General features: G+C 34.6%; 17 protein-coding genes, 1 pseudogene and 3 other annotated features. Of the genes and pseudogenes, 6 read left to right on the top strand and 12 right to left on the bottom strand.

The window, feature by feature from the left end; genetic code table 11:
* The first annotated feature begins 5 nt into the window (after positions 1–5).
* A complete protein-coding gene (locus KPL75_RS24885) occupies positions 6–533 on the top strand; it encodes an HAD-IIIA family hydrolase (protein ID WP_219918247.1) in 528 nt (175 codons plus the stop codon).
* Positions 534–589: 56 nt separating this feature from the next.
* Here the strand turns inward: KPL75_RS24885 and KPL75_RS24880 are convergent, their stop codons facing one another.
* The 6 genes from KPL75_RS24880 to KPL75_RS24855 all read right to left on the bottom strand — a co-directional run bounded on the left by KPL75_RS24880 (position 590) and on the right by KPL75_RS24855 (position 6,034).
* On the bottom strand, positions 590–1,030 hold the full coding sequence (locus KPL75_RS24880; protein ID WP_033713296.1) for a GNAT family N-acetyltransferase: 441 nt from the start codon (positions 1,028–1,030) through the stop codon (positions 590–592).
* The gene (locus KPL75_RS24875) at positions 1,027–1,500 is read right to left on the bottom strand and encodes an SAM-dependent methyltransferase (protein ID WP_033733927.1); all 474 of its coding nucleotides are present in this window, start codon (positions 1,498–1,500) and stop codon (positions 1,027–1,029) included. Before KPL75_RS24875 ends, KPL75_RS24880 begins: the two co-directional genes overlap by 4 nt.
* 88 nt (positions 1,501–1,588) lie before the next feature.
* Entirely contained in the window at positions 1,589–2,287 is a 699-nt protein-coding gene (locus KPL75_RS24870; protein WP_219918246.1) for an aspartate/glutamate racemase family protein, read from the bottom strand.
* A 146-nt stretch (positions 2,288–2,433) separates the two neighbouring features.
* Complete coding sequence (locus KPL75_RS24865) at positions 2,434–3,636, bottom strand: iron-containing alcohol dehydrogenase (protein WP_219918245.1); 1,203 nt, start codon at positions 3,634–3,636, stop codon at positions 2,434–2,436.
* A gap of 87 nt (positions 3,637–3,723) precedes the next feature.
* On the bottom strand, positions 3,724–5,163 hold the full coding sequence (locus KPL75_RS24860; RefSeq protein ID WP_219918244.1) for a GntP family permease: 1,440 nt from the start codon (positions 5,161–5,163) through the stop codon (positions 3,724–3,726).
* 205 nt (positions 5,164–5,368) lie between these two features.
* The gene (locus KPL75_RS24855) at positions 5,369–6,034 is read right to left on the bottom strand and encodes an HAD family hydrolase (protein ID WP_219918243.1); all 666 of its coding nucleotides are present in this window, start codon (positions 6,032–6,034) and stop codon (positions 5,369–5,371) included.
* A gap of 183 nt (positions 6,035–6,217) precedes the next feature.
* Between KPL75_RS24855 and KPL75_RS24850 the strand changes: the two genes are divergently transcribed.
* Both KPL75_RS24850 and KPL75_RS24845 read left to right on the top strand, forming a co-directional pair.
* A complete protein-coding gene (locus KPL75_RS24850; protein ID WP_219918242.1) occupies positions 6,218–7,015 on the top strand; it encodes a lipid II flippase Amj family protein in 798 nt (265 codons plus the stop codon).
* 33 nt (positions 7,016–7,048) lie between these two features.
* Positions 7,049–7,627: a nucleotidyltransferase family protein gene (locus KPL75_RS24845; protein ID WP_219918241.1), complete on the top strand. Its 579-nt coding sequence runs from the start codon at positions 7,049–7,051 to the stop codon at positions 7,625–7,627.
* A gap of 39 nt (positions 7,628–7,666) precedes the next feature.
* On the opposite strand, the gene KPL75_RS24840 is transcribed toward KPL75_RS24845, so the two are convergent.
* The 3 genes from KPL75_RS24840 to aspS form a co-directional block, all read right to left on the bottom strand.
* Positions 7,667–8,581, bottom strand: coding sequence for an alpha/beta fold hydrolase (locus tag KPL75_RS24840; RefSeq protein ID WP_219921158.1), 915 nt, complete (start codon positions 8,579–8,581; stop codon positions 7,667–7,669).
* 36 nt (positions 8,582–8,617) lie between these two features.
* The gene (locus KPL75_RS24835; protein WP_219918240.1) at positions 8,618–9,958 is read right to left on the bottom strand and encodes a sodium-dependent transporter; all 1,341 of its coding nucleotides are present in this window, start codon (positions 9,956–9,958) and stop codon (positions 8,618–8,620) included.
* Between the two features lie 117 nt (positions 9,959–10,075).
* Positions 10,076–10,324, bottom strand: a binding site (T-box leader).
* 168 nt (positions 10,325–10,492) lie between these two features.
* Positions 10,493–11,791, bottom strand: coding sequence for an aspartate--tRNA(Asn) ligase (aspS, locus tag KPL75_RS24830; protein ID WP_219918239.1), 1,299 nt, complete (start codon positions 11,789–11,791; stop codon positions 10,493–10,495).
* A gap of 105 nt (positions 11,792–11,896) precedes the next feature.
* Positions 11,897–12,109: a binding site (T-box leader), on the bottom strand.
* Positions 12,110–12,359: 250 nt separating this feature from the next.
* Between aspS and KPL75_RS24825 the strand changes: the two genes are divergently transcribed.
* Positions 12,360–12,839 carry a hypothetical protein gene (locus KPL75_RS24825; RefSeq protein ID WP_219918238.1) on the top strand — a complete coding sequence of 160 codons (480 nt, stop codon included), beginning with the start codon at positions 12,360–12,362 and terminating at the stop codon, positions 12,837–12,839.
* Positions 12,840–12,943: 104 nt separating this feature from the next.
* Here KPL75_RS24825 and KPL75_RS24820 read toward each other — a convergent pair whose 3' ends face one another.
* Positions 12,944–14,455, bottom strand: a complete 1,512-nt coding sequence (locus KPL75_RS24820) for a M36 family metallopeptidase (RefSeq protein ID WP_219918237.1) — start codon at positions 14,453–14,455, stop codon at positions 12,944–12,946.
* Between the two features lie 325 nt (positions 14,456–14,780).
* Between KPL75_RS24820 and KPL75_RS24815 the strand changes: the two genes are divergently transcribed.
* Positions 14,781–15,377 carry a TetR/AcrR family transcriptional regulator gene (locus KPL75_RS24815; RefSeq protein ID WP_219918236.1) on the top strand — a complete coding sequence of 199 codons (597 nt, stop codon included), beginning with the start codon at positions 14,781–14,783 and terminating at the stop codon, positions 15,375–15,377.
* Positions 15,367–16,452: a DUF418 domain-containing protein gene (locus KPL75_RS24810; RefSeq protein ID WP_219918235.1), complete on the top strand. Its 1,086-nt coding sequence runs from the start codon at positions 15,367–15,369 to the stop codon at positions 16,450–16,452. Before KPL75_RS24815 ends, KPL75_RS24810 begins: the two co-directional genes overlap by 11 nt.
* A gap of 155 nt (positions 16,453–16,607) precedes the next feature.
* Here the strand turns inward: KPL75_RS24810 and ileS are convergent, their stop codons facing one another.
* The gene (gene ileS / locus KPL75_RS24805) at positions 16,608–19,709 is read right to left on the bottom strand and encodes an isoleucine--tRNA ligase (protein ID WP_219918234.1); all 3,102 of its coding nucleotides are present in this window, start codon (positions 19,707–19,709) and stop codon (positions 16,608–16,610) included.
* Positions 19,710–19,763: 54 nt separating this feature from the next.
* Positions 19,764–20,002, bottom strand: a binding site (T-box leader).
* A 98-nt stretch (positions 20,003–20,100) separates the two neighbouring features.
* Positions 20,101–24,303, bottom strand: a pseudogene (locus tag KPL75_RS24800) (tetratricopeptide repeat protein).
* Between the last annotated feature and the right edge of the window lie 30 nt (positions 24,304–24,333).

Raw genomic sequence — 24,333 nt, 5'->3', positions numbered from 1 at the left:
TAACTATGACAAACATTAAAGCAATTTTCATTGATCGTGACGGTACAATTGGCGGCGACACTACAATACATTACCCTGGATCTTTTACATTATTCCCCTTTACAAAAGCAGCTCTGCAAAAACTAAAAGCTCAAAATATAAAAATTATCTCTTTCACAAATCAACCAGGTATCGCGGATGGAATAGCGACTGTAGCTGATTTTGTACAAGAATTAAAAGGTTTCGGTTTTGATGATATTTACGTTTGTCCACATAAACATGGTGATGGTTGTGAATGCCGTAAACCAAGTACAGGCATGCTTCTTAAAGCAGCGGAAAAACATGGGCTTGATTTAACAGAATGTGCTGTAGTTGGTGATCGCTGGACTGATATTGTGGCAGGAGCAAAAGTGAATGCCACAACGATATTAGTACGAACAGGCGCTGGATACGATGCTTTACATACGTACCGAGACAAGTGGGCACATATTGAGCCAAACTACATTGCAGAAAACTTTGAAGATGCAACAAACTGGGTTTTAAATCAACTATAATACAATTTAAAAGAGACGTTTTCATTTTGAAAACGTCTCTTTTAATCTTACATTTTTTAAAATGTTAATTCATAATGGAAATAACGATTATCCCTTAAATAACCATTTTCAGCGTATAATCGCTGTGCTGATAAATTATCAATCTCTGTTTGTAATTTTACACCTTTTGCGCCATTTTCTAATGCGAATTTTTTAGCAGCTTCTAATAATTTTTTACCTGTGCCAGATCCGCGCTTCGCGGCTTGTACAAACAGATCATTTAAAATCCATAATTCTTTCATTGAAATGGAAGAAAATGATGGATATAGTTGCGTGAATCCAATATATTCACCGTCTTCCACTGCTACGAAAATAACGGATTCCTTTCTCTCGATACGATTTCGTAAAAATACTTTTGCACTTTCTAAATCGGAATCTTGTCGGTAAAACATACGATAGTTATTAAAAACTGATGCTAGTCCATCTAAATCTGCAATTGTTGCCTCATATATTCTCATTTTACTCCATTCCCCTTCCAATACTTTCTCATTATATCCGTTACCCATTTAGGCTGTTGTATTTCTTCTTTCGGCATAAACTCTTTCATTATTGGCTTTATATCCAATATAGGGGTGCCATCAATAGCATCTAACCCCTCAACAATAATTGATTTACCTTCTCTTTTTATCACTTTTACAATTGTTACACCTATGCGATTCGGGCGATTTTTCCCGCGCTGTGCAAAAATACCTACTTTAGGATAATCATTATTATTTCTAGGATGTCTAGCAAAATATTGAATTTGTTCATCCGTTACTTTATGAAAATAAAAAACAACTTCAATATGAGAAAAATCTTCAATCCCTTGTATACTTTCCTCTGTATACAATTCAGTTAAAGTAATACAGGATCTTACTTCTCCCCATTCATCATCTTTTATTTCCTTTCTTTCATTATGTACAAATGCGATTGGTTGAACTGAAAACATACGCATTCCTCCTTGAATGTAACCACTTACATTATAAAATATTTTCTGAATGTTTTCCACACACACGAACTAAGTTTACATAATATAATTACAACCTACTTTCTAAAGCCACATTTACTGCTTCAATTGCATGTATAAAAGTTGTATCGAATATCGGAACTACTACGTCTTCCTGCTTTATTAATAATCCTATTTCTGTACAACCTAAAATTATTCCCTGGGCTCCTTTTTGCACTAGCTCTTCTATGACTCTTTTATAATATTCTCTAGATTGCGATGTTATTTTTCCTAAACATAATTCTGTATAAATTATTTCATTTATTTTTTCTCTATTTTTTTCTACTGGCACTATTACTTTTATATTATTCTCTTCTATACGTGACTTATAGAAATCTTGCTCCATTGTATATTTTGTTCCAAGTAGACCAATCGTTTGAATACCTTTTCTTTTAATTTCTTTTACAGTAGTATCAGCAATATGTAATACGGGGATGTTAATATTCTCCTTTATTTTCTCCACTACTTTATGCATTGTATTTGTGCAAATGATTATAAAGTCTGCTCCTCCCTTCTGCAATGAATACGCCGCATTCCCTAATACTTCTCCTGCTCCATCCCAATCCCCGTTAGACTGGAATCGTTCAATCTCTTCAAAATCTACACTATTAATCAAACATTTTGCTGAGTGTAATCCTCCTAATCTACTTTTTATCTCTTCATTTAAAATTCGATAATATTCCGAAGTCGATTCCCAACTCATACCACCTATAAGTCCTATCGTTTTCATACATCAAACACCTACCTAAAATTTTTTCTAGACTAATAACAATGTTTTATCATGTATATTATACATAATAAAACAAGACTTTAAATTTATAATATAAAGTCTTGTTTTAACTATTTCCAAGGAAATTTTATAAGAATATTCTGAAATTAATTACCTGATGTTTTTATAGAATCTTCATATTGATAATTAAAACATTCTCGATACAACTGTTTAATTTCATTATAAGAAGGAACTCGCGGATTATTTCCTGGGCTACCACTTTCAATTGCATCCGAGGCCATTTTAAAAATAGCATTTTCAAACTCAATTTCATCAATTCCATATTCTTTTAAATTTGGAATACAAAGATCAAAACAAAGTTTCTTTATTTCAGCAAGCGTGTAATTCGCTACTTCTTCCTCAGAATATGAGTAGAGATCTTTGTTTAAATTGCGTCCAATCTCGGCTAACCTTTTCACTGCACTTGTTTTTGTGAACTCTAAAACTGTAGGTAATAGTATGGCGTTCGATATACCATGCGGTACATGAAATAGTGCACCTACTGGCCTTGACATACCATGAACTAACGTAACTGATGCATTTGAGAATGCAATTCCAGCTTGTAATGAAGCGATCATCATTGCTTCCCTTGCTTCCATATTATCTCCATCTTCATATGCAATACGTAAATATTTCATAATACTTTCAATAGCTGAAAGAGCAAGAACATCTGTAAGAGGTTGTGAAACTTTAGAAATATAAGCTTCAATTGCATGGCATAATGCATCTATACCTGTCGCTGCCGTAATATGAGGTGGTACCGAACTTGTAAAAATTGGGTCTATTATCGCAACATGAGGGGTAAAGCTTGGATGTTTTATCATCATTTTTACATCTGTTTTTTTATTCGTAATTACTGCTACACTTGTTACTTCTGATCCAGTACCTGAAGTTGTTGGAATTGCAATGAGTGGTAGTGGATCATTTTCTATTTCAATATCTTTTTGAACATAATATTCAATTGCTCCACCATTAGTATGTAACACCGCTACTGCTTTTGCAGCATCAATACAGCTTCCTCCGCCAATACCTATGATAAAATCGCATTTTCCTTCTTTACAAATAGCTAGCGCTTCTAATACGTGTAAATTTGTAGGCTCAGTGTTTACTTCATTGTACGTAATAACAGTAATCCCTTTCGCATTTAAGTGATCTACACATCTTTCAACATAACCCAGACTCTCCATCATTGTATCACTTACAATAAAAGCCCTTTTCCCTAACTTTCTTGATTGATCCCCTAGTTTTTCAAACGAATTTCTCCCATATAATACAGACTTCGGCATCCGAAACTCAGCAACTTCTTGCAAGTACTCCACCCCTTCTTACCCTAATTAATGTTTTAGTTTAAAAAATATCAACTTAATAAATCTTTACAATCCATATAGTATCTATTTTTAATAAATTCCTGTAAGAGTATAGAATGCGATAACTAAAAATACAGCAACCGTTTTCAAAACTGTAATAGCGAATATATCTTTATATGACTGTTTATGTGTTAAACCTGTTACTGTAAGAATAGTAATAATAGCCCCGTTATGTGGTAATGTATCCATTCCTCCTGATGCCATTGATACGATACGGTGCATAACTTCTAACGGAATATCAAATTGATTGGCCGCTGCAATAAATTTATCCCCCATCGCACTTAAAACAATCCCCATTCCTCCTGATGCAGAACCTGTAATACCGGCTAAAATATTTGTTGTTACCGCTCCATTCACTAAAGGATTTGTGAACGTTGCAGAGATGCTATCTCTCATAATTGCAAAACCTGGAAGTGCTGCAATAACACCACCAAATCCAAACTCAGCTCCTGTATTCATTGTTGCAAGTAGCGCTCCACCAATACTTGTATTCAATCCAGCTTGAAATCCAGTTACTACTCGTTTCCAATATAATAAAAGGGTTGATAAAATCCCTATAATAAGTGCCAATTCTACAGACCAAATCCCAACTACCGCACTTAATTCCACTTTTCCAAATGCTTTCATACCAATAGCTGAGAAATCAAACCCATTCGGATACCACTTTGGTATCATGATTGTGAAAACTTTATTCATTACACCTACTAAAATAAGTGGTACAAATGCAATTACTTGCTGTACTCTTGTAATTTCAATACTGCTTAATATCGGCATATCTTTTTGTTCTAATTGCAAAGATGCTGCCATTTCAGTATTCCCATCGTTAAAACCAAAATACCCTTCACCTGCTGCTTTTGCCTTCTTACGCCTACTCTCTAAATATAATAAACCTAACGTGAGAACAAAAATCGCCCCTACAATACCAAGTATCGGTGCAGCATAAATATCCGTTTTAAAAAATGTTGTAGGTATTACATTTTGAATTTGTGGTGATCCAGGGAGCGCATCCATTGTAAACGTCACTGCTCCAAGAACAATCGTTCCGGGAATTAAGCGCTTTGGAATATTCGCTTGTCGAAACAATTTAGCTGCAAAAGGAAATATAGCGAATACCACTACATATACACTAACGCCACTATACGTTAAAATAGCCCCCATTAAAACAATCGCTAAAATTGTACGTTTTTCCCCAACTAACTCTACAATCGTCTTTGCAATAGAGTCCGCAATTCCTGACATTTCAACTACTTTCCCAAAAATTGCTCCTAGTAAAAACACAGGGAAGTATAGCTTTATAAACCCTACCATTTTCTCCATAAAAATATTAGAAAAGAAAGGTAATACATAACTAGGTTCTGTCAAAAATACAGCAAATAATGCAAATATCGGTGCGAATAAAATAACAGAAAAACCTCTATATGCTACAAACATAAGTAAACTCAGTGCTAATAATATAATAACTAGCTCCAATTATACCCCTCCTTTAAACAGAAAATTCAAACTTTTACCGATAAACTTCTACTAATCTTTTGATTCTGACACCCCTCCTCTTATTCATACAAATTTTTCATGCTAAAAATGTCTAATTATACATATTCGATTACATATGAAAAATCCCTTTAAACAAAAACGATTTCATCGTCATACGTTATAAAGGGATTGCTAGTCTATATTTTTATTTTTTTATTAAACTATTTTCTATACAAAAATGGTGTAGTTCTTCTATATCCTTCGCTATATGAGTCGCACTAACTTCAATCAACTCATTTTCACTACCATAGCCATATAAAACACCAATTGAAGTAATTCCATTATGATTTGCACCTATTATATCGTGCTTTCTATCTCCAATCATGACAATTTCTTCTTTTTTGAGATTTTCATTCGTTTGTAAAATATGAGCAATTATTTCTTCTTTTTTTATTCTTGTACCATCTAAATTACTTCCAATGATACCCTCAAAATATCTTGTTAATTGAAAATGCTCTATAACTTGTTTTGCAAATACAGTTGGCTTTGAAGTTGCTACAAACAAACGATTACCAGCATCCTTTAATTTTTGCAATAGGGCTCCAATTCCATCGTATACTTTATTCTCTAATAAACCATTTTGCTTTAAATATTCCCGAAAGTAAAACACAGCTCGTTCCACTTCTATTTCATTCATATTATATCTTTCTGCAAACGATTGTTGGATTGGTGGGCCGATAAATGAATCTAACTCACTTATATTCCCTTCTTCAATCCCCATCTTATTTAACGCATATAAAGCAGAATTAATAATTCCTTCTTTCGGATCAGTTAATGTTCCGTCTAAATCAAAGAGATATGTAGTGTACATATTATATTCCTCCAGTCATTGTTTACTTTATATGCAATTCACATCTTATCTATATTATCATAATTTATTTTGTCAGAAAATTACTTTTTTTACTTTCTTCTTTCATAATTTCAGTTACAAAATATATAAGAATATGATAAAGTGAACAAGTTACAATTAATTTAATAGAAACTGGTGAAACACATGTCAATTACGTTAATTTTTATAATGGCTTTCACAATTGTTATCCACGCAGTTGAAACAAGCTCTTATAGTATTCGATTAGCTGGTGTTCGTTTAAAAAAGATAGCTGTTGCCTTATCTGTCGTAGGAATGGTACTGCTTATTTCAAGAACATCTAACTTACTACAAGCCTTCTTAATTGGTGGTATTGTCGATGAAGCAAAACTAGATTCTTCTATTAATTTAGAGCATGTTATACGGCTCGTTCTTTTATCTGCTTCTGTCGGTACATTACTTGCGATTATTCTGTATCCAACTTTGACAAAACTATTTGGATATGTCATTCGAAACTTTGAAACAGATGGTTCTTTCATTCGAATGATGAAAACAAATAACATTCAAAAATTAAAGTACACAAAAAAATATATACGCTTCCCTAAATTCGAAATGATTCATCGAATGAGGATCGGTGGTATCCCAAAACGTATTATGCTTATCAACATGTTTGCTACTGCAATTTATACAGCGGGTGTCCTTTCAGCCCTTTACGCTTCCTTTTTAAACCCAGATTACGCAACAAATGCAAGTACAGCTTCCGGCCTAGTTAATGGTTTTGCTACCATTTTATTAACAGTGTTACTCGATCCACGTATTGCACTTTTAACTGAACGAGCTTTACAATCAGAACAGGGTGCTGAAGCAATGAGTAAAATGTATGGTTGGCTAATGATATCTAGACTTTTCGGCACATTATTGGCACAACTACTATTTGTACCAGGTGCTTACTGGATTTTATGGATTATTGAGCTTATGCATTAATTCACTCTCTAAAAAAAGTAGGTGTACTATCAAATGACTATTAAAACCGAACAAGATATTATTCAATTGATCCAAAATGATCCGTGGATGATGAATGTATTACAAATGGCAAAATCACTAGCGCTACCTGATTGGTGGATTTGCGCTGGGTTTGTTCGTTCTAAAATTTGGGATACTTTACATAACTACGCAGTAAGAACGGCTACGCCAGATGTCGATGTCATTTATTATGATCCATTACATAAAGATGAGACGTACGAACAATCATTAGAACAGAAGCTGGCGAATATGGATGCCGCTATCCCTTGGTCAGTAAAAAATCAAACTCGCATGCATGTAGTGAATGGAATGCCACCATACTCTTCTTCTGTTGATGCTATTTCTAAATTTCCCGAAACAGCAACCGCTCTTGGTGTTTCTTTGGACGAACAAAACAAAGTCATATTAACATCTCCATGCGGAATTGGAGATGTGCTTTCATTACAAGTGAAACCTACACTTCATTTTCTTGAAACGAAAGAACGAATACATATGTACAAAAAAAGAGTTATGAAAAAGAATTGGCAAAGCAAATGGCCTAGCATTACAATTACTTATCCTGAAATAAAATAGAAAGGGCGCTTCGTATAATAACGAAGCGCCCTTTCTATTTTATTTCAAAAACTGAATAATTGTTTCAGCAAATCGTTCTGCTTCCTCATAGTGTGGTGTATGACCACTCTCTTCAAACACGATATACTTACCATTTCGAGCATCTTTATTAAATGTTTCAATTTGTTTTTCACACGTTACTACATCATATTTTCCTACAATTAATAACATTGGATTTTCTACTTCTTTTATTTTAGATAATAATGATGTATGACAGGCTCCCTCTAATTTTAATCTATCAAAATGGATGTTGGAACGATTTGAAAATACATCCCACTCTTCGTCACTATATAAACTATCATCAGTTTCATCTTCTTTATAATTGTATATCTCCATTCTTTTTTCTTCTAATTCAGCGCTTAGTCTTATATAAGCTTCTAACAACTCTTTTGAACTAGCATTGCCAGATGAATAAGCAAGAGACTCTTCTGCTACTTCTTCTTTTCCATACTTTTTTAATAAATGCCCTGTCTTTTGTAATAAAGCTCTACTTGTTAATGCAAAATCGAAAGTCGGACCTTCAAATATGATTCTCTCTATTGAGTTTGGATATGTCGCTGCATATAACAATGCTAAATATCCACCGAAAGAATGTCCAATTATAGACCACTTCTCAATTTGTAATACTTTTTTTAGTTCCTCACAGTCTTCAATCAAATCATTTAATCCAAAAGCTTCGTCTTCAGTAATTTCTTCTGAGCGACAAACACCTCTTTGATCTATCATAATTACAAATAAAGAATCTTTTAAACGTTCCGCTTGATGATATGAAAAATCATAGCAACTTTCTCCTGGTCCACCATGCAAGTATAAGACTGGATTATTTTTAGGATTTCCATGCGTTTCAACGTATATCTTCTTCCCTCTAATATGCATGTATTTCCCAGTTTCTATCAAATTCGCCTTTATAATCATCACCTTCTTTTTCACTGAATATTATAACATTTAATATTAAATAATTCCTATTACATTTAAAAAGACGATGATTATTGCAAGTGGCGCTATAAATCGAAGTAAAAATGCCCAACAAGTAAATACTTTCTTTCCATAATTTCCACCTACAAAAAACTCTGCTTCTAGCACCTTTTTTTCCATTTTGAATGAAACGAAAATACTAATAAATAGTGCTCCGAGTGGCATTAATATATTGCTAGATAAGAAATCTACTGCATCAAAAATATTTTTACCGAAGATCGTAATATCACTCCATATGCCAAATGAAAGTACTGATGGAATACCTACTAGGAAAATACAAAAACCGATAATCCATGATAGTTTGTTTCTTTTTTCTTGCTCACCATTTGCTAATGCTGAAACGACCGTTTCTAGTAGAGAAAATGCCGATGTTAATGTCGCAAATGTAAATAGTGCAAGAAATACTGTTACGAAAAATCCACCAAATGGAATTTGACTAAATACAGATGGTAATACGATAAATAGTAATCCAGGCCCCTCCGTCGGCTCCATTCCTAATGAAAATACTGCCGGGAAAATAGCAAGACCCGCAAATAAAGAAACAAATAAATTTAACCCAACAATCGTAACTGCTGATTTTGGTAAACTTTCTTTTTTATTTAAATAGGAACTATACGTAACCATAATCGAAATCCCTATACTAATCGCAAAGAATGATTGGCCCATTGCGAATAAAATACTTTCTGAAGTGATTTTCGAAAAATCTGGTTGTAAGAAAAACTTCACGCCTTGCATCGCATTATCCAGTGTTAATGAACGAATAATAAGGGCGACAAATAAAACGAACAATGCTGGTAGCATATATTTACTTGCTTTTTCAATCCCATTTTGTACACCTTTTGATACAACCCATATCGTAATGAACATAAAAGCAAAATGACCGATAATGGCCCAAGTGGGATTTCCAATTGTCTCTGTGAATAATGCACTATAATTTTGCCCTGGAGTAATAAGTTGGCCTGTTATTCCCCGGAATAAATAAATTAAAACCCAGCCACCTACAACACTATAAAATGATAGCAATATAAAACAAGTTCCAACCCCAAGACGTCCAATCCAGTGCCATCCTGTATTTGGCGCGATACTTTTAAATGCTCCAACTGCTTGTTTTTGTGTACTGCGTCCAATCATAAATTCAGCTATTAGTAGCGGTAGTCCAATTAATACAGTAAATAATATAAAGATTAAAAAGAATGCCCCTCCCCCGCTCTTTCCAGCGATATAAGGAAACTTCCATATTGCACCTAGTCCAATTGCTGATCCTGCTGCTGCCATTATAAAACCTAATTTCGAAGTCCATTGCTCCGTCTGTTTCATCTTATTTTCCTCCTAATTAAATCTTTTTATATAAATAAATAAATTTTATAAACCTATCCAAATAAACCCTCCATTTCTTTTTCTATAAAATAAAAAATGGCCCAGCGTCTCTTTATATAAAGAGACGCTAAGCCATTTACTTAACGCGGTACCACCCTTATTGATTCCATTATGAATCCACCTTAGTAGTAATCGTTTGATTACAAACCTAATATCGAAGGTTAACCGTTAAGATTTACTAAGAATGTGATTCCGTTCCACCTTACTGCTCCTAGGCGAGTTCAGGATGTCATTTGACTATGTCGCACCAACCCATAGCTCTCTGCACAAATACATGACCTTACTACTCCTATTCAATGCATTTTAATATTTAGAATATATTTTCTTTTGAAATTACTATGAAGTATATCGGTTATATTTATAACTGTCAAGGGATATATTATTTTTTTGTCGAAAAGAATTTTTATAAACTTTCAATGTAAAAATGAAAGAACAGTAAAAAAGCATCTTCGCGATAATCGCGAAGATGCTTTTTTATGGTATAAGACGTGTACAATCTCTCGGAAAAGCACTCGCCTCTCGGACGTTTGTTAATTCTAAAAATTTATATACAATCCTTTCTAACCCTATCCCAAAACCACCATGTGGTGGACAACCGTATCGGAATGTATCTAAATAAGATTGAAATTTCTCTGGATGTAATCCTTTTTCTTTAAAAGAAGCAAGTAACATGTCATAGTTATGAATTCGCTGTGCCCCTGATGTTATTTCCAACCCTTTATATAATAAGTCGAATGAATCAGTAATGGCGGAGTTCTCTTTATTTTGCATCGTATACATTGGTCTCGCTTCTTTCGGATAATGTGTAATGAAAACAAATTCACTATTATATGTTTCCTTCACATATTTCCCTAGTAACTTTTCACCTTCTGTATCTAAATCCCCAATCGGTGATTCTTTACGATACTTACTTTTCAAGATCTCTTGTGCCTCTGACAATGTGATTTTCGGTATTTCAGTAATGACGGGTACTTTTATTTGTAATAGTTGTAGTTCTTTCTCGCATGTTTCTCCTACTTGTTGAAACATATATCGTAAAACATGCGTTTCTAATTGCATCACTTCATAAAAATCATTTATAAATCCAAGCTCTACATCTAACGATATATATTCATTTAAATGTCGTGAAGAGTTATGATGTTCAGCCCGGTACACAGGAGCAATTTCAAAAACACGTTCGAGTCCTCCCGCTACCATCATTTGTTTATAAAATTGTGGTGATTGAGCTAAATACGCTTCTTTTTGGAAATATGGAAGCTTAAAAACATTTGCTCCTCCTTCTGCCCCTTGTGAGACAATTTTCGGCGTAAATATACGTGTGAAATCGTTCTCTATTAGTAATTCACTAAAGCTTTGAACGAGTGTCGATTTCACTTTAAAAATCGCCGCGATTCGCTCATGTCTTAACGATAATACCCGCTCATTCAACAGTTGATCTAAGCCAACTTGTAGCTTCTTTTTATTTATTTCAAATGGAAGTGGCTCTGCACCATTTAATACTTTCACTTCACGCGCAAGTACTTCAATACCTAATTCTGTTTTCGGTGTCTCTACTATTTCACCAATTACTTCGACGACACTTTCAACATCTACTTTGTATCCAGCTAACTCGTTTTCTAATACACATTGAATAACTCCCGTTCGGTCCCGTAATAATAAAAAACTAACATTACCTAGATGACGAATCTTTTTTACCCACCCTTGTAGTAATACAATCTTTCCGCTATGCTCCGTACATTCTCGTGTGAGTGAACGCTTCATTATTTGATCCATTATATTTCCCTCCAATAATTTTATATTTATTTACATTATTGTTGTCATCGTCATCATCCACGGTCACTCACCTCCTTTCAAAGAATACAAAAATCCGCCCCTAAAAATAGGGACGGATTTTTTCCGCGGTACCACCCAAATTGTCATAATGACCATCTTAGTCCTGATAACGGTAGGTACCGTTTGCTTTTACTAATTATCACGTTCAAAGCAACACTCACAGGTGTCTTTCCATCATGCGGTATCGCAATCTTCCCAGCAACCGATTGCTCTCTGTAGACCCTTGCATCATGTACTTTTCCTAATCATCACTTTTTATATTTACAGAGTATTCTATCTCTTTGTTTTGTAAAACGCAAGCCCTTTTAGAAAAATATTGCGATTTTTCACTAAACAGACCCCTTCTAAAGATATGTAATATGAACATTGAACTCTATACAATTATCATTTGACAGCTTAGAAATATTTCATCCTTCTCAAATTCTTTCAACTGTATTTTTCCATTTTATTACATAAAATCATCATTTCCCACGCATATTATTATTAAAGTTTTATCGGAGGTGTACATATGAAAAAAACAATTAGCTTCTTTCTCCTATTATTGTGCTTAGTTGTAGTTAAAGAAACGTATGCTTATTCCCCAAAATCTTTACCAATCTCTCAAAACTCTGATCAATGGCAAGTGAATATTGATGAAGTGAAAAAAACGAGTGAAAAATTGTTGCAACCTAAAAAAGGTGTATTTCAAACATATCATTTCTCTGTAAAAAATCTTGGGAAAAGTGAAGTGTATAACGTACAAGTTGAAGTCTTCCGCAACGAGCCAAACACAAAAACGAAATATGAACTCTTTTCCCTAAAGGAAAGTCGTTTAGCAAGCGGAAAAACTGGATTTGAACACGCTAATTTCCCTGTTGCTACAAAAGCAGATGAGATTGCCGTGATTATTACGTGGCAAGAACACCCTTTCCGCTCTATGCGAAACGGTCAAAAAGTTGAATCTAGAAAATTTAAAGAGCATTTTGTTTTTAAAGAAGCAGTAAAGTGAACTTATCGGTATATGTACATTATTACCGCTACCAATAAATTTTCCAGTACCAGTTCTTAAGCAAATAAAAACGTCGTGGCTTATAAATGCCACGACGTTTTATATTAATTCGTACTAATTCCTCTCGCTGTCCAAATTCGATCAATTTCAGCTGCGTGTTGTCCGCCGTATAAAAGAGCATCCGCTTGCTTAATTGCTTTCGCTCCATCACGGAATTTAGCATTTGGCGTTAATGACCAATGTGATTGTAAAATAATTTTTGTTGCTACATCACGGCCAAAAGCCTCTGCCATTTCGTATTGGCCTTGAGCCCAAATTTCCCCATCATCATGTACTTCATTCGTAATATCTTTCGGATATACTTTATTATTATCTAATCGGCGTAAGCATGTTGGATCTGAACTAGAGTAAGCAGTCGCATCCCATTCTCCAACACATGCTTTTCCGTAACCTGTTGTCGACACTGCATCTTCATAAGTAGCACCTAAGAAGTCTCCAAACCCTTCTCCCATCGCTCCACCTTCTGGTGAACTTCCGAATCCAGGCACTTGATTATCTTGAATTGAATGTCCGTATTCATGCGCGATAATGCCTGCATCTTCCGCATCATCTACTCCACCAGTACCGAAAGTTAAAGCTTTCGTTGATGGTGAATAGAATGAATTATCATCAGTTGTACCATTTACATTCACTTTAATCGAACGATTATTAATATTTTTAAAGCCTAATCCTTGAATGTACCTTTGTAATGTATCAATATGATAATACGACATAACATCTTCAAAACTATCATTTGCACGTGTAAAGTTAAATTGTAAGTTTGTAGATTTCGTCTTCGCTTTTGAAGAAATTGTTACGTACTCCCCAATTAAAAATCCTGTACCATCTAGACCCTTTAAAGTAACTGTTTTTAGTTGATTATTTAAAGCTGTAGAATCTGCATCGTTATTATCCTTTAACCCTGCTAAACTACCACTTGATACAACAGGATTAGGCAAAAATACTTTCCCTGTTCCTTCTGCTTTTCGGTTTATATCGACCTTTTTAATTAACTTTCCGTTTTCCGCATCAATAAATGTTTCCCATGCACCGAATGGATTATTAGAATGGACTACAACTTTATATACTGGAATAGCGACTCCTTCTTCAACAATATATCCGAATTCTTTCTCTGTAGGAGCCCATAGATTTTGCTCGCTTTCTCCTCCAACATACGCCATTGATTTTTGTTCAGCATCTTTTTCACTAATCTTTTTTGCTACTTCTTTCACACTTTGAACCGCCTGGTAATCAGAAACAGCCAGTACTCCTTGCCCCTGTCCATTAAGAGTAACTGTAATTTGTTTTGAAAATACAGGAGCACCATTAACTACTTGTTGGAACCTAACATATGAAGCTGCTGATGTTTCTGTTGTAGAAATATATTGTAAGTCTGAAAGGTCCGCCTTCAATCCATATTCCGTAGCATGTCCTTTTAAATATTCAATTGCTTTTTTCTGTGGTGAATAAGCTTCTAGCTTTACTTGCTGTTGTTTTTCCAATGCCGAAACCGTAGAAATCGTCCCCATTACTAATGGCACAGTCATTGCCATTGCCACCATTTTTTTATTTAACATAAAACCACTCCCCCTAATAAATTGAAACCTTTACCCCATTCCTATAAGGCTATTACTGTCCACAAGTAACGAAATAAAGTGAATCTAGGAGTAATTCTATACAAACAATTCTATTACCTTTACATTTTGGGTAAGTGAAATTTTCTCAATATTTATGTGTAAAACGAGAAAAATACTGTAGAAATATATTTCTTTTGTAAATTCCTTTACCTTATACTTTTCAAATTTATGTGTAAAAAAATAGGTTATTTTTTACCTAACGGTAGGTTGAAAATATTGTTAATGAATGATACGATTTATGTAACCTTTTTTAGGAGGCTTTATTATGAGCAAAAGTGAAGAAACACTCTCTTCCATAGTGGAAGCAAGCTATCGACTGTTTGCTATGCATGGTATTGCCAAAACGACCTATTCAATGATTGCTGAGGAAGTTGGTATCGCCAAGCCGTCTATTTATTATTACTTTAAATCTAAAGATGCATTAATCGAAAGTATTTTTAATGAATTATGCGAAGCGATGCAGTTCTCCTCTTTCTTCCATACAGAAGAGTTTACGAAAGAGAATTTCATTGAAAAATGTATTGAAATTGGCTTTAAAATGATAGACGAACAACAGAAAGATCCTTATTTTAATCGTGTATTACAAGAATATGTATTACTATCTTCAAGAAACGATATGTACAAAGATCGATTACTAACTGTACAAACAGAATATTTAAACGGATTTGAATCACTCCTAAAAAAAGCAAATGAACTTCAACTCATCCAAAATAAAAATCTAGTTTCAAAAGCTCATATGTTGGCATTAGTACTTGATAATATCGGAAACTTCATGATGCTTGATGTAAATATGAATTATAAACAAATATGGATTGAAGCTGTCCACAGCATATTCGAAAGAAGTGATTCTTATGAAAACTAAAAAACGAATTATCGGCTTAGATTTTGCTAGAGCGTGGGCGATGTTTGGAATGTTACTAGTTAATTTCATGGTGATCACAGGGGCGGAAGGAAATGGGCCTCCTCTGTTAAAAACCTTTATGTCACTTTTGGAAGGTAGAGCTTCTGCCTTGTTTGTTATACTTGCGGGGATTGGCATAACTTTAATGACTAAATCATCTGTTGCTAGCCAAGAGAAAATAAAAATCAATACCAGCCGAATATTGATTTGGAAACGATCACTATTCTTATTTATTTTAGGATTAATATTGTATGTAATGGAATGGACGGGAGATATCTTACACTACTACGGCGTTTACCTTTTCATCGCTGCATTACTAATTACTGTACGAAGAACTATACTAATATGGCTTTCTATCATTATTTTACTTGCTGCACAATATCTCCAACTTACTTTCAACGCCTTCGAAGGATGGGGAGGCACAATCCCATTTATAAACTATATAGACTTTTGGACCTTAACAGGTTTTCTTCGCAACTTATTTTTTAATGGCTATCACCCTATTTTCCCATGGTTTTCTTTCTTCTTAATCGGTATGATAATTGGCAGGTTAGATCTTCATAATAGGAAAATTAGACATTGGTTGCTCTTACTTGGTTTAACAGTAACCGTAATTATAGAGCTATTATCAAAAGGGTTAACACACCTTTTTATCCCATACATTGGTGAAGCAGCCTCTACATTTTTGTTTAACACAGGACCCATTTTACCCAATATATTATACGTCGCATCCGCTACAGGATCCGCTATTGCTATATTAATAATTTGCCTCCATCTTACTGAAAAATATGAAAATAATTGGTTTATTACATCCATTGTACAAACCGGTCAATTAACATTAACTCATTATGTAAGTCATGTATTTATCGGTATTGGGCTATTGATTCTATTAAATAGGATGGAACATCAAACACTATTATTCGTTTTACTATTTGCTACTGGATTTTTCATTTTCAGTGTTTTATTTAGCGTGTTATGGAGAAAGAAATTTTCTAAAGGCCCCATCGAATGGATTATGAGGAAATTAGCCGGATAAAGTGAACCTTTAATCAGTGGGGGTTTTGTCCATCCCCCACTGATTATTAGCCCACACCAATCGTGCTTTTACGGGCAGCCCGACTCCCACAAATAGCAGGATAATCTCCTAGCATGCAAAAAGGAAGTTGGAATGATTCCAACTTCCTTTTTTCTTTAATTAGCCGCTTTTAATTTAATTCGGACTTTTGTCTCACCTAAAGAAAGTTCATCGTCCTCATTCGTTAAGTGACCAAATGTAAATTGCTTGACGAGTAAGTTTTCTTCCAATAGATTTTTATAATTCGTTAACGTTTGCTGTAGTTCTTCTTCTGTATCAAGAATTACATCCACTCGTAAATTAACCGGTAAATTCAACTGTTTACGATATTCTTGAACCGCACGAATAAATTCACGTGCTACCCCTTCTTGTAACAATTCCTCCGTTACATTCGTATCTAACATAACCGTATATTGTCCGTTAGTCGTATTGGAGAATCCTGATTTTGCAACTTTCTCTACCAATACATCTTCAGCCGTTACAACTACTTCCTCTCCTGATGCTGCTTCGTAAACTGCTCTTTCTGTAGATACAAAGTTTTGTACTTCTTCTTGTGATAATTGTTTTAACCAGCTGTTTACTGCATTCACATTTTTACCAAACTTCGGTCCCGCTGTTTTAAAATTCAGCTTTAATTGATATGATGTGTATTTCGATTCATCGAGTTCAACATGGAACGCTTTAACATTTAGCTCATCCATTACGATATCACGATAAGATTCCCAATCGATATCATTCTCGTTATGCTCAAGTAATACAAGCTCTGCTAACGGCTGTTTTACTTTTAATGAATGTTGATTACGATTACTTCTTCCAAGTTCAACAACTTGTAAAACAGCATCCATTTCCGCTTCTAACTGGGGCTGAATAAGTGATTCGTTTACAACTGGATAATCGGCTAAATGAACGCTGCTTCCTTCTAAATTCAGATGAATATCTTCAGCGACAAATGGTGTAAATGGTGCAATTAATTTACTAATTGTTACAAGCACTTCATGAAGCGTTTCATACGCAGCTGCTTTTTCAGGATTCATACCAGATTCCCAAAAACGATTGCGTGAACGTCTTACATACCAGTTACTTACTTCATCTACAAGCGCTGCAATTTCACGGGCTGCATTCGTGAACTGATAATCATCAAGTGCCGTTCTTACCTTTTTCGTTGTGCTATGCAATCTTGATAATACCCATTCATCTAATTTCGTCCGCTTTACATCATACGTTTCTTTCGAATTATACTCATCTAAATTTGCATATAAAACGTAAAAACTATACACATTGACTAATGTATCTACAAATTTAGATTTTGCTTCCAGTACGGTTCTTTCAGAAAAACGCTTCGCATTCCACGGAGCACTGTCAACGAGTAGAGCCCATCTTAGTGCATCCGCACCAAACTTCTCTACTAAATCAACAGGATCTAGTGCATTGCCTTTACTTTTAGACATTTTCTGTCCTTCTTCATCTAAAACATGCCCTAGTGATAACACTCGTTTATATGGTACTTTCCCTGTATATAGTGCTGATACCGCTAATAAACTATAAAACCAGCCGCGTGTTTGATCAATTCCTTCTGCGATAACATCTGCTGGAAACTGTTCTTCAAACAACTCTTTATTTTCAAACGGGTAATGATATTGTGCAAACGGCATGGAACCACTATCAAACCAAACATCAATTACTTCTGGTGTACGATTCATTGTACTTCCGCATTTTTCACAACAAACTTGCACTTCATCTACATATGGCTTATGCAATTCTAAATCTTCAGGCGTTTCTTTTGTACTATGCTTTCTTAATTCAGCAATACTTTTCGGTGAAAATTGATGCTCACAGTTTTCACATTCCCATACGTTTAACGGTGTTCCCCAATATCTATTTCGGCTAATGTTCCAATCCACCATATTTTCTAAAAACTTACCAAAGCGTCCATGTTTCATATGATCTGGATACCACGTGACAGAATTATTATTTTGTAAAAATGTTTCTTTAATTTCAGTAGTGCGGATTAACCAGCTTTCTCCTGCATAATAAAGTAACGGAGAATCACAGCGCCAACAGTGTGGATAGCTATGCTCATATTTTTCTTTATGATATAACAAGTCCTCTTTCGCTAAATAGCGAACGATATCAACGTCACATTCTTTTACAAACTTACCTTTAAGAAATGGTACTGCATCTGTATACTCACCTTTTTCATCTACAACATGTAAGAACGATAACCCTTCACTTTGAACGACTTTATAATCGTCCTCCCCATATGCTGGAGCGATATGAACGAGTCCTGTTCCACTATCTGCAGTTACAAAATCTGCCGCAATAACACGGTATCCATTTGTAACTTCTTTCATCGGAAACGGTGCTGTATATGAAATATTTAATAATTCTTCTCCTTTATGAACAGAGACTACTTCATAATCATCTTTTAGCACTTCTTGCACACGATCTTTTGCAACAATATACACTGATTCTTCTTGTTTTGCTTTCACGTATTCCATATTCGGATGTACGGCAAGTGCAACATTCGCTGGAAGCGTCCACGGTGTTGTTGTCCATCCAAGGAAATATTCATTTTCACTATCTTTCACTTTAAACTTAACCGTTGCGCTTAAATCTTTAACCACTTTGTACCCTTGTGCAACTTCATGTGAACTAAGCGATGTTTGACAGCTTGGGCAGTACGGTGAAACTCTATGCCCTTTATATAACAAGCCTTTTTCATGAATCGTCCCTAAAATATTCCATACACTTTCGATATATGGATTCTCTAAAGTAACGTACGGATCATCCATATCCACCCAATATCCAATACTCTCCGTAAATTCACGCCACTGCTTCTCATATGTGAATACACTCTCTTTACACTTTTGAATAAATGGTTCAATGCCATACTCTTCGATTTCATGTTTACCTGAAATACCAAGTTGCTTTTCAACACCTAATTCTACAGGTAATCCATGTGTATCCCATCCGGCTTTTCTTAACACTTTATATCCAGCCATCGTTTTATATCTCGCTACTAAATCTTTAATCGCCCGCCCAAGTGCATGGCCAACGTGTGGTAATCCATTCGCCGTTGGTGGCCCTTCATAAAACACAAAAGATTGTGCACCTTCTCGATTCTGAATTGATTGCTCGAAAATACGTTGTTCGTTCCACTGCTTACGAATACGTGTTTCTCTCCCTACAGCTGACTCTTTTACATCTACTTTCTTCATGTACAATCACTCCTTTGAATGTTTTAAAAGCACACAAAAAACCCGTCCCTATGAAGTAGGGACGGGTTTACCCGCGTTACCACCCTAATTCTATTAGCTTTTCACTAATAGCACTTAGCAACGTACTAACATACGCGTTCTTTGTAACGGTAGACATCCGTCCGAGCTTACTTTATTCAGCCACGGCTCCTCGGAGATGATTTTCAAATAACGTCTGCACACCGGCTTTCAGCAATACACCGGCTCTCTGGAGAACAGCTCACTATTTTACTCTTTCTCGTCTTCAGATTTGTATACTTTATTAAAAGTTATTTTATGCCATCGGGCAATTAATTGTCAACCAATTCAAAACATATTTTTATTTATACCCTTTTTCTCTATTCCTATACAATTACTTTTCAAACTCTCGCAATCCTGCTAAATCTTCATCTTTCTCTGCAAGTTCAGCGAAAAATCCTGTTTCATCTTCACGAAGCACAATTTCAAGTTCATCTCTTGCCTCTTCATTTCTGTTTAATGATGTTAAATAACAAGCATGATCGTATCTTGCTAACAAGTCAGTAGCATCAATTGCTAATATTTCACTAGTTATTTTTTCTGCCTTTGTCGTTTGCCCAGCTTTATGATACGAAGATGCTAAAGCAAGAAGAATTGCCGTTTCATTTGGATGATGCACAGAAGCATCTTCTAATAAATAAATCGCATCCTCATACCTCTCTTGACTTTGATATACTTCTGCTAAGGCAAGGAATCCTCTACTTACAAATGGTGTTTTCTCAATTAATTGCAAGTGAATTTTTTCGGCTTTTCTTTCTTCGCCTAGCTTGCATAATACATTCGCTTGTAAAAGAAGAGTATCATAATCATCCGGTAGCTCTCGAACCATTTGTTTCGTTAATTCAAAAGCATCTCGTAACATATCCTCTTCCTCACAATCAATGAAAAGATTTACAAGTTGCTTCGCTACATCATAATCCCACTTATTTTCTAACGATGTTTGTAATACCTCTATCGCTTCTTTATTCATCGCTGCATTCTCATAAAATATTGCGAAACGCTGCGCTGCCATACTATTTTTGGGATTTAACTTTAAGGAGATTTCAAATAAATCGATAACAACTGTAATCATTGAAATTTCCTTCGCACGATTTTTCATACGATAAAATACTCTTGTAAATATAGATTTTTTCGGTTGCTCATTTTGCTGCCTTTCTACTAATCTTTCGGCAACCGCAGTAGCTGCATACATAAACGCTGTACTTCTTTCTGCTTTTTTCACTTTTAGCGTATGAAGTGCGTCTCGTGTTTGGGATAATTTTTTATGTTGTTCCATTGCTTTTACGTACACACCAAATATACGTTCACTTTCCAAATCTTTATGCATTACTTTCAGCGCAACTTGAATGGCTTCTACATTCTGCTTTTTAACAAGTATTTTCGCATAATGATATAGTACTTCCACATGCTCTTCATCTATTTTTATTGCATTTTCGATATATTATTTTTCTTTATCTATGTCATTCATCGCACCAAACACGTATGCAATCGCATCTAAACGCCATGTCTCAGGAACTTCTTCCGCTAATTTTTCTAATTCAACTAGTAATTCTTCCTGAAGATTCATTTCTACTGAAAGCTGTGCCAAATATTCCATGTTAATATGCATTGGTTCTTCTTTCATCGCCTGGACCATATGACTTTGTTCTTTGGCACGATTCTCTTCTTTTTCGTATATTTCAGCAAGCTGCAAATGTACACCTAAGAAATTCTTATTCATTTCTAAACATGTTTCATATGCATGCTTCGCTTCTTGAAATTGCCCTAACGCCATGAATGTTTCACCGATACGGAAATACGGCAATGAATCTTGTTTTTTCTTAAGTGCATCATTATACCGTTTTATCGCCTGATCATACTGTCCAATAGATTCATATAAGACACCAGCGTAACAACCGTATTCAATTACATCCGCTTTTTCTTTTTCTAACGTTCTTAAAAACGCTATGCCTCGTTGCACAAAAGCTGTGTCTTTTATCCGATCTACATACTCATCCAACACGCTCGCTATATTAGCGTATACTCTTCGTATACCGTTCTCTAATTTAGAAAGTGCAAGTTTTAACTCTTTTTCATCCCCACCTAATGCAATTTCAGCATCCCATAGCACCATGCCAGCATTCATAAGGAAATCTTGATTGTCTTCAAATTGCTTATTGATACTAACAATATAGTTTTTTGCATCCTCATATTGTTCCTTTGCCATATAAACTTGAGTTAAACCAAAATGAGAATATACATCTTCATTATTTTCTTCTAAAGAACGCTTATATATAGTTTCCGCTTCTTCAAGTTCATCATTTTGAAAATGAAAATCTCCTAAACGAACATATAAAGATGCCTGATCTTCACAATTTTGAATTCCTTGTAATAGAATTTCCTTCGTACTTTGCTCATCATCCAAATCTGATTCATAGATTTCCGAAAGCTTCGTATATAAATATGCTGCCGTTTTATCTAATTGAATCGCCACTTTAATTCCTTTTACCGCCAAATACACTTTCCCTAAATGCTGAGCACATCTTGCACGTTCATACCATATGTGCGCTTCATACTTATATTCTTTTAATAAATCATTAAAGAATCCATATGCTTCTTCATATCGTTCTAAATCTATTAAAATTAAACCGTGGTTTACAAGCGTAAACCTTTCAGGGCTACGTTCTATAGCTGTTAGAGAATACTCTAGCCCCTTTTCAGATTGATCCATATACATGTATGATAATGCTAAGAAACTCCACGCAACTGGTTGATCTGCATCCAATTGTAATGATGAACGAAAACTAGCAATCGCTTCTGTATAATTATCTTGCTCAAAAGAATAACGTCCATTTATAAAATGATATAACGCTTGATTGTTTTTCTTCTCCACACTTTGAAGCATATGCCCTGCTTTTTCCATTTCTTGCAGACGAATAAAACACTGTGCACTATGCAATTTCACAAAGTCAGAGCTCGGAAACTTTTCCATTAACTTTTCTATACAAAACTGAATAAACTCTTTATCTACTTCCGCATCTAAATGTTTAATCGTATATAACCAAGTGTTTGGATTTTCACTTGTTTCTTTTAAAAATAGTACTAACTTTTCAATTCCCTCTTTATCTTGCTCAGCTAAATGATCAGTAAGAGAAAAAATTGATTTATAATAATTATGTTCTTCCTCATCTAAAAGTGAAAGTTGTTCTATTCTATCTTTTGGTGTAAACGTAATAGCTAAACAATCTGTATAACGATATTTTTCTTGCAACTTATCATATTCCACAAGAATCGGTTCTAAGAAATTCGGATCTTGAATATAAAAAGCTTGCAGCACGTCGTCATAACCAGAAAGCACTTGTACATGGGAAGCGTGCTCAATATCTATACTTAATAAAACGGGAATACCTTGATCAAGTAATCTCTTATAACTTTCCACATTCCCTTGAAAATAACGATATTCGTAACCTTGCTCTTCTATATATGTAACTGTATCTGAAAACTTAGAACCTGTTACATCAAAAATATGTTGTGCTATTTCATCTTGCGTACGTTTTTCTCCCCATACCCCTAACATCATTTCTAAACTTGTCGGAACGCAATAGTTATCCTTTTGTACAACCGGAATTATTGGTAAACGAACCTTTTTTCCATCAGGATTTTTTTCTATATGATGATATAGAGAATTTTTCAAACTCTTTTCACTTTTCAATAGTGCTTGCAAATCATGAATATTATTTATTTTATAAAATGCTTCTGCACGTAAATGTATAAAATAAGTTGTATATGCATGATGCGGAAGCATATGATTAATTTTATCTATTACCACTAACATTTCTTCATAGCGCTCTAAATCTAATAAATATTTTACTTTTTCAAAATAGAAATATGGTACTTGAGGGAACTTTGCAATCGCATCATTTATGAGTTGTAATGCTCGCTGCTGTTCACCTTTATATGCATATAATTGCGCCAATAGGTACGTAGCTAACTCTTCACAATCTTTATGCCGCTGACCGGCTAAAAGTTGTTCCTCTGCCTTCTCCCACTCACCAGTCTGTATATATAAGTAACCCCATTTATCAAAAACTGCACGTGTACTATACTTTTCCGCCTTTTGCATATAGGCATAGGCCTCTTCATTTCGCTTCATATCTAAAAAACATCTAACTAATGTAAAATATGCTTTCGTTAAAACGTCCGCATCAGTTTCCTCTTCATTTACCTCTTCCAAAGAATCTTTTAATAATTGTTCAGCATCAAGGATTTTACGCTCATCAATTAACTCATCACAATATAAAGAGAGCGTTCTCATATTTGGGAATTTTTTATACGTATAACGAATTAAAAAGGAGCTATATTGATGCATCAGACCTTCATCAACAAGGCGAATTAATGTATCAAATTCCGCAAATGATGAAACGTTAGAAAGCCAGTTCTTCACGTATGATAATTTATTCGTTTCTTTTATATGTGCAATTTCATTATTTATCTCCTGTAATCCATCTACAAATCTCTTTTCTTTCAAACAAATCTCTAATTGCTTAAAATCTAGCATGCATTCACCTCAAATTATTATTTATACTGC

The organism is Bacillus sp. NP247, from assembly GCF_018966865.1.
GTDB lineage: Bacteria > Bacillota > Bacilli > Bacillales > Bacillaceae_G > Bacillus_A.
This window is presented reverse-complemented; position numbering and strand designations above follow the sequence as displayed.